The organism is Streptomyces sp. NPDC088553 (genome assembly GCF_044752965.1).
Taxonomy (GTDB): Bacteria; Actinomycetota; Actinomycetes; order Streptomycetales; family Streptomycetaceae; genus Streptomyces.
Genome location: NZ_JBIVMG010000008.1, coordinates 271,063 through 285,082 on the forward strand (window position 1 = coordinate 271,063; position 14,020 = coordinate 285,082).

Consider the following 14,020-nt stretch of genomic DNA (forward strand, 5'->3'; position numbering starts at 1 on the left):
CGCCCAGCAGCGGGCGACGCACAGTCGCACACACATTGGCACCACACCCCGGACAAGGCAGTATCACCTCGTGGCCGAACTCATCACGATCGACGACCCCGACGACCCGCGCCTGCGCGACTACACCGGTCTGACCGATGTCGAACTCCGCCGCAGAAGGGAACCGGCCGAGGGCCTGTTCATCGCGGAGGGCGAGAAGGTCATCCGCCGGGCCCGGCAGGCGGGGTACGAGATGCGGTCGATGCTGCTCTCCGCCAAGTGGGTCGATGTGATGCGGGACGTCATCGACGAGGTCCCCGCGCCGGTGTACGCGATCCAGCCGGACCTCGCGGAGCGCGTCACCGGCTACCACGTGCACCGGGGCGCCCTCGCCTCGATGCAGCGCAAGCCGCTCCCGGACGCCGCGGAGCTGCTCGTCGGTGCGCGCCGGGTGGTCGTGATGGAGTCGGTGAACGACCACACCAACATCGGCGCGATCTTCCGCAGCGCCGCGGCGCTCGGCATGGACGCGGTGCTGCTGTCGCCGGACTGCGCGGATCCGCTGTACCGGCGGTCGGTGAAGGTGTCGATGGGCGCGGTGTTCTCGGTGCCCTACGCCCGGCTCGACACCTGGCCGCGGGGTCTGGAGGCGGTACGGGAGGCGGGCTTCAAGCTCCTGGCGCTGACGCCGGCCGAGAAGGCGATGTCGATCGACGAGGCGGCCCCGCACCGCATGGAGCGGGTGGCCCTGATGCTGGGCGCGGAGGGCGACGGCCTGTCCACGCAGGCGCTGCGGGCGGCGGACGAGTGGGTCCGCATCCCGATGGCCCACGGGGTCGACTCGCTGAACGTGGGCGCGGCGGCGGCGGTGGCCTTCTACGCGGTGGCGACGGGCCGCCCGGAGTCCTGAAAGGGACTCGAACCGGCCCTGGACCAAGCCCCAACGCCGGCCCTGGACCAAGCCCCCAGCCTCAACCCCAGCCCTCGGCCCCACCCGCAAACCGCCCGGGCCCAGACCGCCCGAGCCGTCTACCCCTGAAGGGCCTGGGCGGCGGCGATGCCCAGGGCCACCACCAGCGTCACCACCACGAAGACGAAGAGCCGCTGCCGCAGCAGCCGCGGGTTGGCGGGCCGGCGGCCGGTGGACGTCGACCGCGCACCCGGCCGGGTCGCGGGCCGGCCACCGGTCCGGGGCCCTGCGGAGGGCCGGGACGACGGCCCGGGCCCACGCCCGCCGCGCTCCCGCTCCGCGCCACGCTCCATGCCCCGGTCGCCGCCCCGGTCGACGCTCCGCTCCGCACCGCGCTCGGGCCCACGTCCGGGCACGTCCCGCTCGGTGTAGCGCTCGGTCGGCCGCAGGGTGTTGCGCTCCTCGGCGCGTTCCCGCTGCACCGGCGGCCGTGAGACGGGCAGCCCCTGTGCCTCGCGCGCCGCGATCTCCTTGAGCCGCATCGACAGCTGAAGGGTGCTGGGACGGTCCTCGGGGTCCTTGGCGAGGCAGGCCCGGATGAGCGGTGCCAGCGCGTCGGGCACGCCGTGCAGCTGCGGTTCCTCGTGGACGACCCGGTAGAGCATGACCTCGGAACTGCCGTGGCCGAAGGGCGAGTCGGACATCGCCGCGTACGCCAGCGTGGCACCGAGCGAGAACACGTCGGTGGCGGGGGTGACGGCCGCGCCGCGCACCTGCTCGGGGGCGAGGAAGCCGGGGGAGCCGACGGCCGTACCGACGTGGGTCAGGGTGCTGGCCCCGGTGGCCCAGGCGATGCCGAAGTCGATGATCCGGGGGCCCTTGGGGGAGAGCAGGATGTTCGAGGGCTTGAGGTCCCGGTGCACGACCCCTGCCTCGTGGACGGCGACGAGCCCCTCCGAGAGCGCGGCCCCGATCGAGGCCACGTCGGCGGCGCGCAGCGAGCCCTCCTCGGCGACCCGGTCGTGCAGGGAGGGACCGGGCACGTACTGGGTGGCGAACCAGGGGCGCTCGGCCTCCAGGTCGGCGGCGACGAGCCGGGCCGTGCAGCCGCCGCGGATCCGCCGGGCGGCTGAGACCTCGCGGGCGAACCGGGACCGGAACTCCTGGTCCTCGGCCAGGTCGGGCCGGATCACCTTGAGCGCGACCCGCTGGCCGCGCCGGTCGGAACCCAGGTACACGACGCCCATCCCGCCGGCCCCCAGCCTGCGGTGGAGCCGGAACGACCCGACGATCCGCGGATCCTCGCGCCGGAGCCGCATCATCGCCATGTCCGTCCCCTCGTCCGTTCGACGTGGCACAGCTTACGTAGTGGCGCCCGCACGCGCTCATAGGCCGCGCCCTCGCACCTGGATCGATTGTCAGTGCTGAGGGGTACACGGGAGGAATGAGCGCCTCCGGCGGCCGCCCCAACCACCCACCCCATCAACCCAGTTGACGCTCCGCCCGAGGCGGGCCGCGGATGCCCCGGGAGGCGCTCCCGGCCCCCTCCGACCAGGGGTTTCGCGCGACGTCCCGGGAAGTGAGCGAAGTCACGCCCCGGCCAACCCCTTCACCGGCCCGTCCGGAACCCCTCAGGGAAGTCCCCAGGTTCCACGCCGCCGTCTCCACCCAGGGGAGTACGCCGTACGACCGGGCGTCATCCTCCGGGAGGCCCGGAAGTCGGTACGCGGGCATGACGTCCGGGGGCTCCCGGCTCCCTAATGTTGAGGTCAAGCGGCGGGTGCAGCACTCGTCCCCCGAGGTCAAGCACCCGCCGCGCCAGACACGACAGGAGAGGAACCATGGCGTTCACGGCATCGCGGACGAGCACCCAGCCTTCGAGCCGGCGTCACCCGCTGGTGGCCACCGCCATGGTCCTCCCTCTCGCGGCCCTGCTCGTGGTCGCCTTCGGCGGCTGGGACGCAGTGGTCACACAGGCGTCGTCCGTGGGCGTGATGCTGGGGCGCTGACCAGCGCCCCGGACCCGGGAGAGCGGCCCGGGTCGGGACATCCGGCCATCAACCCCGTGGGGACGGGGGTGCGGCGGACGGCAGCGTGGGGCCGGTCAGCTGGGGAGCTGACCGGCCCTCGCGCGTTCCCGCCCCGGACGCCCCGTACGCTCGCCCCCGTGGACCTCCCCGACCGCCCCCTCCTCGACGGCCTCGCCGCGTACGCGCGCACCGCCGCCCACCACCCCGGCACGCCCTGCCTCTGCCCGGGCGATCTCGTCGGAGTGCTGGCGGACCGGGACGACGGGACGGTCGTACGGCACGGGCGACTGGTCGCGAAGGCGCACGCCCCCGGCACCGACCCCGAGGCGCACCGGGCGCGGATCGCGCTCGCCGCCCACCCGGACGTCCGCGAGGTCTTCCTCCCGCCGCTCCCGCTGCCGACGCCCGGCGAACTCGACGGCCGGCCGGTCAGCGTGTGGCCGTACGGTTCGCCCGTCGACCCGACGGACCCCGACGCCGCCCCCTGGGAGGAGGCCGCGACGCTCCTCGCCCGGCTCCACCGCACCCCGCCTCCCGCGGGGGAGGCCGCCCGGCTTCCCGAGATGAGGGCTCCCGTCAAGGCGGCCCTCGCCGTGGACCGGATGCGCCGGACGGCACCGGACCACCCGGCCGCCGCGACCGTCCTGGCCGCCTGGCGGTCGGTCCCCGACGGCCTCGCGCACGACCGCCCCCGCCTCCTCTGCCACGGCGACTTCCACCTGGGCCAACTGGTCCGCGACACGGGGCCCGCGGAGTCCGCCGGCGGGCCGACCCCGCCGCACGCCCCCTGGCGGCTGATCGACATGGACGACGCCGGGCTCGGCGATCCCGCGTGGGATCTGGCCCGCCCCGCGGCCTGGTTCGCGGCAGGCATCCTGCCGCCGGAGATCTGGGCCCGCTTCCTCGGCGCGTACCAGGAGGCGGGCGGCCCGGCCGTGGGCGCGGATCCATGGGTCCAACTCGATGGGCCCGCCCGTGCCCTGACGGTCCAGACGGCGGCGCTCGCCGTCGCCAAGTCGACGGCCGAGGCCCGGCCGCTCGACGAGGTCGAGGACGTGATGATCGACACCTGCGCCCGTATCGCCGGGTATCGAACCGACTCGGCGTCTGTGGCGTCCACGTAAGGTGAAGCCACCATTCGTACGGCGAAGTCAGGGAGTTGAGCCGACCATGCAGTGTCCCAAGTGCCATGCGGCCATGCACACGTACAACCGCAACGGCGTCCAGATCGAGCAGTGCAGCGGCTGCCGGGGGATATTCCTGGACTACGGCGAGCTTGAGTCCCTGACTCGCCTGGAGTCCCAGTGGGTCCAGCAGGCTCCGCCCGCCCCGCCGGCCCCGCAGGCCTACCCGGCCGCGCAGCCCGCCGCCCCCGCCTGGGGCGCCCCGCACCACGGCGGCCACCACGGCGGCGGTCACTACCGTCAGCGCGGTTTCGGCCGGATGCTCTTCTCCTCCTGACCGGGGGTGCACCGGGTCTCCCGGTGCACGAGCGCCCTCGTGCATGAAGAAGCCCCCGGCCGCGAGATGCGACCGGGGGCTCTTCGGTGGTGCGCGATACTGGGATTGAACCAGTGACCTCTTCCGTGTCAGGGAAGCGCTCTCCCGCTGAGCTAATCGCGCGGGTGGTGCACACGACGTACCCGGAGGTACTGCGTACTGCGTGCGCGATACTGGGATTGAACCAGTGACCTCTTCCGTGTCAGGGAAGCGCTCTCCCGCTGAGCTAATCGCGCGGGACGGTCCGTACGGACCGGATCTTCGGTTGTTCTGCGTGCGCGATACTGGGATTGAACCAGTGACCTCTTCCGTGTCAGGGAAGCGCTCTCCCGCTGAGCTAATCGCGCTTGGAGGTGGAGACGGGATTTGAACCCGTGTAGACGGCTTTGCAGGCCGTTGCCTCGCCTCTCGGCCACTCCACCAGGAGTGAATACAGGGGTTCGGGAAGATCCCCCACATCGAGCGGACGACGAGATTCGAACTCGCGACCCTCACCTTGGCAAGGTGATGCTCTACCAACTGAGCCACGTCCGCTTGTCTTTTCCGTTTCGCTTGCGCGTCCCGGCGACGTGTTGAACTCTAGCGGATTCCTGGGCCAGCACAAAAACGCGTTTCCGCAGCGTGCTGACCTGCGCGCCGATCCGGGTGCCCGGCAGGGCGTCCCGGAGGGTTCGCGCCGCGTTCACTCGCCGTGCTCCCGAGGTGGCGGGGAGCCCCCGTCGCCCGTGCCCCGGTGTCCCTCTTCCGGCGGACCTAGACTCGATGCGTGTACGACCTTGCTCCGCTGGCCCGCTTCGGCGGCCTCCTCGCGACCGACCTCCGGGACGTCACCCACGACCCCGAAGCCCTGGACTCCGCCGGCTTCTGGGCCGTCTGCGCGGACTTCGAAGGGCGTCTGACCTGCGCCCGCTTCGGTGACGTGCGGCCCGACCCCGTTCCCGCGCCCGTCCCCGGCGCCTGGCGCGGCCCCGCCGCCGGGGACTGGACGTCCTCCCTCGACCGCGCCGCGTACGTCGCGGGCGTCCGGCGCGTACGCGAGCACATCGCGCGCGGCGAGGTCTACCAGGCGAACCTCTGCCGGGTGCTGACCGCGCCGCTGCCGGACCCGGCCGCCGCCGACGTCGACGCCCTCACCGCGCTCCTCGCCCGGGGCAACCCCGCCCCCTACGCCGGAACGATCCGGCTGCCCGCGCACGGCGTGGAGATCGCCACCGCCTCCCCCGAGCTCTACCTCCGCAGGGAAGGGGCCCTGATCTCCTCCGGTCCCATCAAGGGGACCGGCCGCACCGCCGCCGACCTCCTCCCCAAGGACCACGCGGAGAACGTGATGATCGTCGACCTCGTCCGCAACGACCTGGGACGCGTCAGCGAGACCGGCTCCGTCGCCGTCCCCGCCCTCTGCGCGATCGAGGAGCACCCCGGCCTCGTCCACCTCGTCTCCACGGTCACCGGCCTGCTGCGCGCGGACGCCGGCTGGCCCGAGCTGCTCGACGCCACCTTCCCGCCCGGATCCGTGACCGGCGCGCCCAAGTCCAGCGCGCTGCGGATCATCGAGGCCCTGGAGACCGCCCCCCGCGGCCCGTACTGCGGAGGCGTCGGCTGGGTCGACGCCGACGCGGGCACGGCGGAGCTGGCCGTCGGGATAAGGACCTTCTGGATCGACCGCCCCGAGGGCGTGCTCCGCTTCGGCACCGGCGCGGGGATCACCTGGGGCTCCGACCCGGAGCGCGAGTGGGAGGAGACCGAGCTGAAGGCGTCCCGGCTGGTCGCGATAGCGTCGGGCGCCTACGAGTCAGGCGCCCTCGAGGCGACCGGAAAGGCCACTTCTCGATGAAAATCTGGGTCAACGGCGGGCTGCACGACGCGGAGACCGCCCTGGTCTCCGTACTGGACCACGGACTGACCGTCGGAGACGGCATCTTCGAGACGGTCAAGGCGGTGCGCGGCGAGACCTTCGCCCTCACCCTCCACCTGGAGCGCCTCACCCGCTCCGCCCGCGGTCTCGGCCTGCCCGACCCGGACCTCGACGAGGTCCGCCGCGCCTGCGCCGCCGTCCTGGAGGCGAACCCGATGGAGCTCGGCCGGCTGCGCGTCACGTACACCGGTGGCCTCTCGCCGCTCGGCTCGGAGCGCGGCGACGCGGGGACCAGCCTGGTCGTCGGCCTGGGGGAGACCAGCCGTCGCGCCGACTCCACCGCGGTGATCACCGTGCCCTGGACGCGCAACGAGCGCGGCGCCCTCACCGGGCTCAAGACCACGTCATACGCCGAGAACGTGGTCGCCCTGGCCCGGGCGCGCGAGCAGGGGGCCTCCGAGGCGCTCTTCGCCAACACGGTGGGGCAGCTCTGCGAGGGCACCGGCTCCAACGTCTTCGTCGTGGTCGACGGCCGGATCCTCACTCCGCCCGTCTCCTCCGGCTGCCTCGCGGGCATCACCCGCGCGCTCGCCGTCGAGTGGACCGGCGCGCAGGAGGCCGATCTGCCGCTGGACGCCCTGGAGAGCGCCGACGAGATCTTCCTGACCTCGACGCTCCGCGACGTCCAGGCCGTGCACCGGGTCGACGGACGCGAGCTGTCGCCTGCGCCCGGCCCGGTCACCGCCAAGGCCATGCGGATCTTCGACGAGCACGCCGCACGGGACCGGGATCCGCGCCTCGCGTGACCGCCTCGCGCAAAACCTGATGACGGACGGCCCCCGGGTGGGTAGAACACGACTGATGACCACCACCCTGCGGCCGGCCGAGCCGCTTCAGCAGACGCCCGACGGCGGCCGTTCCCGTACCTACGACGTGTGCGTGAACAGCCGCCGCGTCGGTTCCGTGCACCTCTCCACCGACCCCGGCTTCGGCGCCGCCTCCGGCGTGATCAGTCGCCTCGGGGTCCGCGAGCCGGACCGGGGCCGGGGCCGTGGCACGGTCGCGGCGCTGGCCTCGGAGGAGGTCCTGCGGGGCTGGGGCTGCGTCGAGGTCCAGATCTCCGTGCCCGCCGACGCCGGACCCGCGCTGCGGATGGCCCGCTCGCTCGGCTACACCGAGCGCAGCCGGAACATGGTCAAGGAACTGCCCGCCGAGCCGCCGGCCCTGCCGGAGGGCGTCGAGGTGCGGCCGATGACCGAGGCCGAGTACGCGGCGTGGGAGGCGCGGGCCAAGGAGGGCTTCGCGCGGAGCTGGATCGACCGCGGGGTGCCCGAGGAGCAGGCGCGCGCCAAGGCCGAGAGCAGCCACGCGACGTACCTCCCGGAGGGCCTCGCCACCCCCGGCGTCGCGATCCACGTGGTCGTCAGGGACGGCCGGCCCGCCGGCTTCCTGTGGACCGGCCGGATCGAGCTGGAGCCGGGCCGCTGGGCGGCCTTCGTGTACGACATCGAGGTCGACGAGGCGCACCGTGGGCACGGCTACGGCCGGGCGCTGATGCTGCTCGCCGAGCGGGTCGCGCGGGAGGCCGGGGAGACCCTGCTCGGACTGCACGTCTTCGCGGGCAACACCCCGGCGATCCGGCTCTACGAGTCCCTGGGCTACCGCACGACCTACGTCAACAGCGCGAAGGAGCTGCGGTAGGGGCGCGTCGCACCCCCGGGCGCCCGGCCTTCACCCCCTGGCGCCGGGCTTGCACCCCGGGCGCTCTTCACCCCCGGGCGCCGGGTCCTCAGCCCTTCAGGAGGCGGTCGGTGATCTCCTCGATGCGCGCGCGCAGACCGTCCTGGCTCTGGCCGCCGTCCAGCCGCTCGCCGTCGACGACATAGGTCGGCGTGCCGGTGACCTTGATCGCCTTGCCCTCGGCCTCGTCAGCGTCGACGGTCAGGAGGTGCCGGCCGTCGATCAGGGCCGTGTCGAACTCCTCGGCGTCGAGGCCGAGTTCGGTGGCGACCTCCATGAGCACCGGCTCGCCCCGCTCGCCCAGCTCGGCGGTCCTGGCGAGCAGCGCCTCCGCGTACGCCCAGCCCTTGCCCTGCTCGAAGGCCTCCTCGGCGGCCTGGGCGGCGGCGTACGCGTGCTTGTGCTTCGCGAGCGGGAAGTGCCGCAGCTGTACGTCGAGCCGGTCGCCGTACTTCTCGCGGAGCGCGCGGACGTCGTCGAGGGCCTGGAAGCAGTCGGGGCACTGGAGGTCGAACCACGCCTCGAGGACGACGGGGGAGGCGGGTGCGGTGGTGGAGTCACTCATGACAGCAGTCTCCCTCACCAGGGAGGAGCGGGTGCCTCCCGACCGGGACCTGGGGAGGAGATCCCGGTGGGGGTGACCCGGAGATCTCCCTGAGACCGGGCCCGGGACATGGCCGCGGGGGGCCTCACCGGTGCAGGATGGAAGGGACGTATCACCCGGGACCTGGAGGACCGCATGCTCGCCGAGACCATTTGCTCCGCGGTGTCCGCGGCGGGCCTGGGCATCGCCGCGATCACGGCGTACCGGAAGAAGTTCCTGTCCGCGGCCCGGATCGCGGCCTACTCCCTGGTGCCGATCGGTCTGGTGATGACGGGCGCCGTCGAATGGCTCGTGGACACGGCGTTCAGCCCGGTCGCCTGGGCCGGCTTCGGGGTCCTGGGCGCCGCCTGGCTGCTCTTCCTGTCCACCCGGGCCGTGGAGCGGCGCCGGGGCGGTCGCAAGGAGGCCACTGGCGGTGCGGAGCCGGGTGCCGTGGCCCCGGCGGCGTCGTCGCCCTCGCGTGCCGTGACGGCGAAGCCGCGGTCCGGCACGCCGGCCGGGGAGGACTTCAGCGACATCGAGGCGATTCTGAAGAAGCACGGAATCTGACCGGTTCTGGCAGTTCCCGTTACCGTGATCGTCCGGCGATCCACGGGAAGGGGTGAACAGCCCTTGCGGTGGGGCGTGTTGCGGGAATCCCCGGGCCCCGGGTACGCGATCATCCCCCCGAGATGCTGGATACCTCGCGGGAGACCGTCCCCGCCGCCCCCGATGCCCCTGCCGAAGAGCCGCGCGGCTGCCTGTTCGCGCTCTCCCAGCCCCCGCTGATGATCTTTCTCGGGGTGATCGGCTGTCTGCTGCTCATGGCCGCTGTGCACGATCTCTTCGTCCTGTGACGGCCCCGGGCACGGTCGCGGGCCGGGTCTCGGCCCCGGCTTCGGCCTCGGCCCGAGCGCGGCCCGGCGCCTCAGCCCGCGGCCTCCTTGCGGCGCGCCCGGTAGGCGGCCACGTGCAGCCGGTTGCCGCAGGTGCGGCTGTCGCAGTAACGGCGTGAGCGGTTGCGGGAGAGGTCGACGAAGGCCCGCCCGCAGTCCGGTGCCTCGCAGCGCCGCAGCCGCTCCTGCTCGCCGCCCACCACGATGAACGCCAGCGCCATGCCGCAGTCGGCCGCGAGGTGGTCGGCCACCGAGGCGCCCGGCGCGAAGTAGTGCACGTGCCAGTCGTAGCCGTCGTGGTCGGTGAGCTGGGGCGTGGTCCCCGCGCCCGCCACCAGCTGGTTGATCAGGGGGGCCGCGATCCTGGCCTCGGGGGCCGAGAAGACCGCCGCGAACTTCTCGCGCACCTCGCGCACGGCCCGCAGATCGGCCGCCCCGAGGTCGCCCACGTCGCTGATCTTGTGCGCGTGTACGAAGGTCCGCAGCCCCTGGATGTCCGCGAGCTCGTCGGCCCGGTCGCCCTGCGGCGCGGTGTTCATCAGATCGACGACTGTGTCGAGGGCGATCCGGGTGTCGTGGGGGATCAGCACGATTCGCTCCCTGGCCGGCCGCGGGCGGGCGCCCGCGGAATGGCGCTGACTTTAGCGCGACCGGGAAAAGGACAACGGCGCCCTCCACCGCGCCGGCTGCGCGGTGGGGAGCGCCGTTGTCGTGCCTATGTGGCTGCCCGCGCGGCGCCGTCGCCCCGAGTCGGACGGCGCCGTGCGGCTCTCGGCCTGGCTCAGCTGTCGGCCAGGATGTGGGAGAGCTCCGTATCGAGATCGAAGTGCCGGTGCTCGGTGCCCGGTGGCACGGCGGCGTCGGTCCGCTTCAGGAACGACTCCAGGGCCCTCGCCGGGGCCTCGAGCAGGGCTTCTCCCTCGGGGGAGCTCAACGCGATGCAGACGACTCCCTGACCGTGACTCCGGGACGGCCAGACGCGGACGTCGCCCGTGCCGGTGGGCCGGTGCAGCCCCTCGGCGAGAAGGTCGCGGGCGAAGACCCACTCGACCGTCTCCTCGGCTCCGGTGTGGAAGGTGGCGTGCACGGCATACGGATCGGCCGTGTCATACCGCAGGCCCGCGGGTACAGGCAGTGAGGACTCGCTCGACACAACGAGGCGCAGGTGCAGCTCGCAGCTGACCGTGGTGTTCATAAGCGCCAGGGCCTTTCGCTCAGTGTGCGCTCGGGGATTCGCACGTCGGCGAAATCGACATGCCACCTCAGGTGCCGTTGTAAACCCCTCTGTCGGTTTTGTGATCGTTCAGGTAGCTCGTTCGGGGGCGTGTGACCTGCGGTAATACCGCCATTCCGGTGGGGGCTCCGCGTCCGGTAAGTTGGGGACCATGAATGCGGAGAGTGACGAGCGCACCGGGGAGTCCGCGGACGGCCAGGAAGCCGAACTGGGATCCCGCGCACCGGAGTTCATCAAGTCCCGACGAGGCCTCCACCTGAGCTGGCAGGTCGGCGTCTTCATCGTGGGACTCGCCGTGGTCGGCGCCGGAGTGGTCATGCTGCCGCTCCCGGGGCCCGGCTGGCTGGTCATCTTCGGCGGCATGGCGATCTGGGCGACCGAGTTCGTCTGGGCGCAGCTGGTGCTCCGCTGGACCAAGCGCAAGGTCACGGAGGCCGCACAGCGCGCACTCGACCCCAAGGTCCGCCGCAGGAACATCATCCTCACCACCGTCGGCCTGGTGATCATCGCCGCCCTGCTCGGCGTCTACCTGTGGAAGTTCGGCTTCGTCATGCCGTGGAAGATCGATCAGTGACCCCGGGATGGTGCGGGAGCCCCGCTGACATGCGGTAATGTTTGCGGTGCACCGGGGCGATTAGCTCAGTGGGAGAGCACTTCGTTCACACCGAAGGGGTCACTGGTTCGAACCCAGTATCGCCCACCACCCGGTCCGAAGGCCCGAGACGGAACACCGTCTCGGGCCTTCGGCGTATCCGGTCCGCTCACCGCATCCGCGCGACCCGGTCCCGGAGCCGCCGGGCGTCCCGCAGCCGCTGCTCGTACGTGGCGCCCACCGCGAGCAGCAGCAGCCCGGCGAGGGCCGGCGGCAGCCAGCGCGGCAGCGCGCCCACCGCCTGCACCACGTACGGCGCCAGCTCGTGCAGCCCGTCCAGGGCGAGGACCGAGCCGCCGAGGACCAGCAGCGCCTGCAGCCGGAACCGCGCGCCGAGCAGGGTCACGACGAGCGCGGCGACCCCCAGGGCCAGCGGCCGCGGCCACTCCGGGTCCGTCCAGGCCGCGACGAGGCTCGGCAGCAGCGTCGCCGCGAGACCCGGGCCGTACGCCGTCCAGGACGAGGCCTCCCGGTCCCGGCGCCGCCGCAGGAAGCCGACGACGAGGGCCGGCACGGTCACCGGCAGGGTGTACGCCTCCGGGGTCGTCACCCCCCACACCGCCAGCCGCACCCAGGTGGCCAGCAGGAAGAGCACCGCGGCCGTCCACGAGGCGAAGCGCCGCCGCTCGGGCCGCACGGCCGTCGCCGCCGCGATCACCCCGCCGAGGGCCAGGGCGAGCGCCAGGAACGCGGGCCGGGCCGCGGCGAGCGCGAACGCCGGGAGCGCCACGACCGCACCGGTGATCTCGACCGGCAGGGCCACCGGGCGGGCCTTGGCGCCGATGGCGGCCGTCGCCGCCGGGACGAGCAGCAGGGCGAGCGCCGTCCAGTGGTCCTCGAACCCGCCGGCGGCGGCCACCGCGACCACGAGCCCCGTCGCGGTGAGCACCGCGGCGCAGGCGGCGACCACCCGGCGCGCGCCCGCCCCGAGCACCGCCACGCCCACCAGGAGCGCGAGCAGCGCCCCGAGCGCCGTGAACGTCGCCTCCCGCACGTCGAGGGCGAGCGCGACCGCGCTCAGGGCGGACGCGAGACCGCCGGCGTACGCGATCCACCCCAGGACGGTCCCGGGCTCGGTGGGGGCCTGAGGGCGGGGCCGGGAAGGCGCCCAGGCGCCCCAGGGAGCACCGGCAGCGGCCGGGGCGGTGGTGGCCGGCTCCGGCGTGGCGGGGCCCTCGGCCGGTGCCGGGCGGCGCAGGCCGCGCGTCAGCGGGCCCGGGCGGACGGCGTACGCGAGCGCCGCCGCGGTGGTCAGGAGCTGGAGGGCGAGCGTCGCCGCGTACGGCAGGCCGAGGGAGACCGGCAGCGCCGTGAGCAGCGCCCAGACCAGGGCGAGGGCGCCGCAGCGGGCCCACAGCCGAGGGACGGCCGCGAGGACGGCGGCGGCCACCGCCAGGACGAGGACGGCCGTCCCCGGGTACGAGGTCAGCGCCCGCCCGGCGTGCTCGCCGGACCACACCTCCGTCGTCCGGGCCGGCGGCCCGAGGAGACCGACCGCCACCGGCGGCAGCGCCCAGACGACCCCGAGCGCCGCGACTCCGGCGCCCGCGCCGGCGAGCCCGAGCCGGACCCCGCCCGGCAGTCGCCTCCCGGCCTCCTCGGCGGCTCCGTCCCCGGCCATGGCCGGGCTCAGGCGCCACATCGACGCCAGCGCCAGTCCGCACAGGACGTACACCGGCACGGTCCAGTCCGTCGGGACGGCCGGCCGGAGCAGGCCGCCCGCCGCCGCGACCGTCGCCAGGCCGGCGAGGACCGAGGCGGCCACCGCGACGGTGGGCAGGCGCCAAGCCGCGTACAGGGTCAGCGCCGCGGCCGCCAGGAGCAGCGGTGCCCCGCTCCACGGCGAGGCGAGCGAGAGCCAGCCGCCGGTCAGGAGCGCCCAGCCGCCCAGTGCCGTCGCACCGACGGCCGCCGTGATCCGGACCGCCGCGGGGCGGGCCCACAGGATCACCGCGCCGTCCGCCGCGGCCGTGCCGAGCGCCGCCCACGCGAAGACCGTCGGACCGCCCCCGGCGGCCAGCACGCCGAGCGGCAGCGGCAGCTGCCCCGCCACCACCGCCACCGGCAGCGGGATCCGCAGCCGGGACAGGGCCGAGCCGTACGCCGTCCACGCGCCCGCGAGGACCGCGGCTGCCACCGCCGCGTACCCGAGGCCGTCCGTCTCCGGCAGCGCCACCCGGTGCAGCGCGTACGCGTCGAGCACCATCAGGACCAGACCCAGCGCCGCCACCGACTCGGCCGTCGACACCAGGCTCCGGCGCAGCAGCGCCACCGGAGCCGCCAGCGCGGCCGAGGTGACCACGAACAGGACGACCGAGCGGCCGCCGATCCCCATCGACCCCCAGCTCACCAGCGTGAACGCGATCGCCGCGATGGTCAGCAGCGTGCCGCCGAGCGTCAGCAGCACGTTCTGCGCGCTCCGCGGCGTCGAGTCCGCCACCGGCGGGCGCGGGCCGGAAGGCGTCGGCCGCGCGCCGGGCGCCGAAGGGAACGGGCCGGGCGCCGACGACGCCGGCGCGTACAGCACCCGGAGCAGCCATGCCCGCCGGGCCAGCAACTGGGACCGGCGTGCGTCGAGTCGGGCCAGCTCACGGTCGACGAGCACGAGCTCGTCCGCGGGCGGCAAGGAGTTGTCCATGCC

The 14,020-nt window shown here is 73.9% G+C and carries 15 protein-coding genes and 6 tRNA genes; 11 read left to right on the forward strand and 10 right to left on the reverse strand.

Annotated features, from left to right (window positions below):
- Positions 1-70: 70 nt before the first annotated feature.
- Positions 71-889 (forward strand): RNA methyltransferase, encoded by an 819-nt coding sequence (locus tag ACIP8Z_RS27570; RefSeq protein ID WP_187622675.1) that lies wholly within the window; start codon positions 71-73, stop codon positions 887-889.
- A 119-nt stretch (positions 890-1,008) separates the two neighbouring features.
- Here the strand turns inward: ACIP8Z_RS27570 and ACIP8Z_RS27575 are convergent, their stop codons facing one another.
- Positions 1,009-2,217 carry a protein kinase gene (locus ACIP8Z_RS27575; protein WP_402087996.1) on the reverse strand — a complete coding sequence of 403 codons (1,209 nt, stop codon included), beginning with the start codon at positions 2,215-2,217 and terminating at the stop codon, positions 1,009-1,011.
- 513 nt (positions 2,218-2,730) lie between these two features.
- On the opposite strand from ACIP8Z_RS27575, the gene ACIP8Z_RS27580 reads away from it, so the two are divergent.
- From ACIP8Z_RS27580 to ACIP8Z_RS27590, 3 genes are all read left to right on the forward strand, one after another.
- On the forward strand, positions 2,731-2,898 hold the full coding sequence (locus ACIP8Z_RS27580) for a hypothetical protein (protein ID WP_319318122.1): 168 nt from the start codon (positions 2,731-2,733) through the stop codon (positions 2,896-2,898).
- A gap of 158 nt (positions 2,899-3,056) precedes the next feature.
- Positions 3,057-4,043, forward strand: a complete 987-nt coding sequence (locus ACIP8Z_RS27585) for an aminoglycoside phosphotransferase family protein (RefSeq protein ID WP_402087999.1) — start codon at positions 3,057-3,059, stop codon at positions 4,041-4,043.
- A gap of 46 nt (positions 4,044-4,089) precedes the next feature.
- Complete coding sequence (locus tag ACIP8Z_RS27590) at positions 4,090-4,380, forward strand: zf-TFIIB domain-containing protein (RefSeq protein ID WP_187622671.1); 291 nt, start codon at positions 4,090-4,092, stop codon at positions 4,378-4,380.
- An 87-nt stretch (positions 4,381-4,467) separates the two neighbouring features.
- Here the strand turns inward: ACIP8Z_RS27590 and ACIP8Z_RS27595 are convergent.
- The 5 genes from ACIP8Z_RS27595 to ACIP8Z_RS27615 all read right to left on the reverse strand — a co-directional run bounded on the left by ACIP8Z_RS27595 (position 4,468) and on the right by ACIP8Z_RS27615 (position 4,953).
- Positions 4,468-4,542 (reverse strand) — tRNA-Val (locus ACIP8Z_RS27595).
- Positions 4,543-4,583: 41 nt separating this feature from the next.
- A tRNA-Val gene (locus ACIP8Z_RS27600) sits at positions 4,584-4,655 on the reverse strand.
- Positions 4,656-4,694: 39 nt separating this feature from the next.
- A tRNA-Val gene (locus ACIP8Z_RS27605) sits at positions 4,695-4,766 on the reverse strand.
- A 1-nt stretch (position 4,767) separates the two neighbouring features.
- Positions 4,768-4,841, reverse strand: a tRNA-Cys gene (locus ACIP8Z_RS27610).
- Positions 4,842-4,880: 39 nt separating this feature from the next.
- Positions 4,881-4,953: transfer RNA gene (locus ACIP8Z_RS27615), tRNA-Gly, on the reverse strand.
- Between the two features lie 232 nt (positions 4,954-5,185).
- On the opposite strand from ACIP8Z_RS27615, the gene ACIP8Z_RS27620 reads away from it, so the two are divergent.
- Genes ACIP8Z_RS27620 through ACIP8Z_RS27630 form a run of 3 tightly spaced genes read left to right on the forward strand, consistent with a single transcriptional unit; the run spans position 5,186 to position 7,975 of the window.
- The gene (locus tag ACIP8Z_RS27620) at positions 5,186-6,253 is read left to right on the forward strand and encodes a chorismate-binding protein (RefSeq protein ID WP_402088002.1); all 1,068 of its coding nucleotides are present in this window, start codon (positions 5,186-5,188) and stop codon (positions 6,251-6,253) included.
- Complete coding sequence (locus tag ACIP8Z_RS27625; protein ID WP_402088004.1) at positions 6,250-7,080, forward strand: aminotransferase class IV; 831 nt, start codon at positions 6,250-6,252, stop codon at positions 7,078-7,080. The genes ACIP8Z_RS27620 and ACIP8Z_RS27625 overlap by 4 nt, the downstream gene beginning before the upstream one ends.
- A 55-nt stretch (positions 7,081-7,135) precedes the next feature.
- Positions 7,136-7,975: a GNAT family N-acetyltransferase gene (locus ACIP8Z_RS27630; RefSeq protein ID WP_319318113.1), complete on the forward strand. Its 840-nt coding sequence runs from the start codon at positions 7,136-7,138 to the stop codon at positions 7,973-7,975.
- A gap of 88 nt (positions 7,976-8,063) precedes the next feature.
- On the opposite strand, the gene ACIP8Z_RS27635 is transcribed toward ACIP8Z_RS27630, so the two are convergent.
- On the reverse strand, positions 8,064-8,579 hold the full coding sequence (locus ACIP8Z_RS27635) for a DsbA family protein (protein ID WP_383872000.1): 516 nt from the start codon (positions 8,577-8,579) through the stop codon (positions 8,064-8,066).
- Between the two features lie 174 nt (positions 8,580-8,753).
- Here ACIP8Z_RS27635 and ACIP8Z_RS27640 point away from each other — a divergent pair, with 174 nt between their 5' ends.
- Both ACIP8Z_RS27640 and ACIP8Z_RS27645 read left to right on the forward strand, forming a co-directional pair.
- Positions 8,754-9,167, forward strand: a complete 414-nt coding sequence (locus ACIP8Z_RS27640) for a hypothetical protein (RefSeq protein WP_402088008.1) — start codon at positions 8,754-8,756, stop codon at positions 9,165-9,167.
- 122 nt (positions 9,168-9,289) lie between these two features.
- Positions 9,290-9,454, forward strand: a complete 165-nt coding sequence (locus ACIP8Z_RS27645) for a hypothetical protein (RefSeq protein WP_167346850.1) — start codon at positions 9,290-9,292, stop codon at positions 9,452-9,454.
- A gap of 71 nt (positions 9,455-9,525) precedes the next feature.
- Here the strand turns inward: ACIP8Z_RS27645 and ACIP8Z_RS27650 are convergent, their stop codons facing one another.
- A complete protein-coding gene (locus tag ACIP8Z_RS27650; protein WP_319318105.1) occupies positions 9,526-10,083 on the reverse strand; it encodes a CGNR zinc finger domain-containing protein in 558 nt (185 codons plus the stop codon).
- Between the two features lie 191 nt (positions 10,084-10,274).
- Positions 10,275-10,688: an SsgA family sporulation/cell division regulator gene (locus ACIP8Z_RS27655; RefSeq protein WP_015032345.1), complete on the reverse strand. Its 414-nt coding sequence runs from the start codon at positions 10,686-10,688 to the stop codon at positions 10,275-10,277.
- A 190-nt stretch (positions 10,689-10,878) separates the two neighbouring features.
- Here ACIP8Z_RS27655 and ACIP8Z_RS27660 point away from each other — a divergent pair, with 190 nt between their 5' ends.
- The gene (locus tag ACIP8Z_RS27660; protein ID WP_055600423.1) at positions 10,879-11,301 is read left to right on the forward strand and encodes a TIGR02611 family protein; all 423 of its coding nucleotides are present in this window, start codon (positions 10,879-10,881) and stop codon (positions 11,299-11,301) included.
- Positions 11,302-11,355: 54 nt separating this feature from the next.
- Positions 11,356-11,430, forward strand: a tRNA-Val gene (locus ACIP8Z_RS27665).
- 58 nt (positions 11,431-11,488) lie between these two features.
- Here the strand turns inward: ACIP8Z_RS27665 and ACIP8Z_RS27670 are convergent.
- A complete protein-coding gene (locus ACIP8Z_RS27670) occupies positions 11,489-14,017 on the reverse strand; it encodes an SCO7613 C-terminal domain-containing membrane protein (RefSeq protein WP_402088012.1) in 2,529 nt (842 codons plus the stop codon).
- Positions 14,018-14,020: the final 3 nt, after the last annotated feature.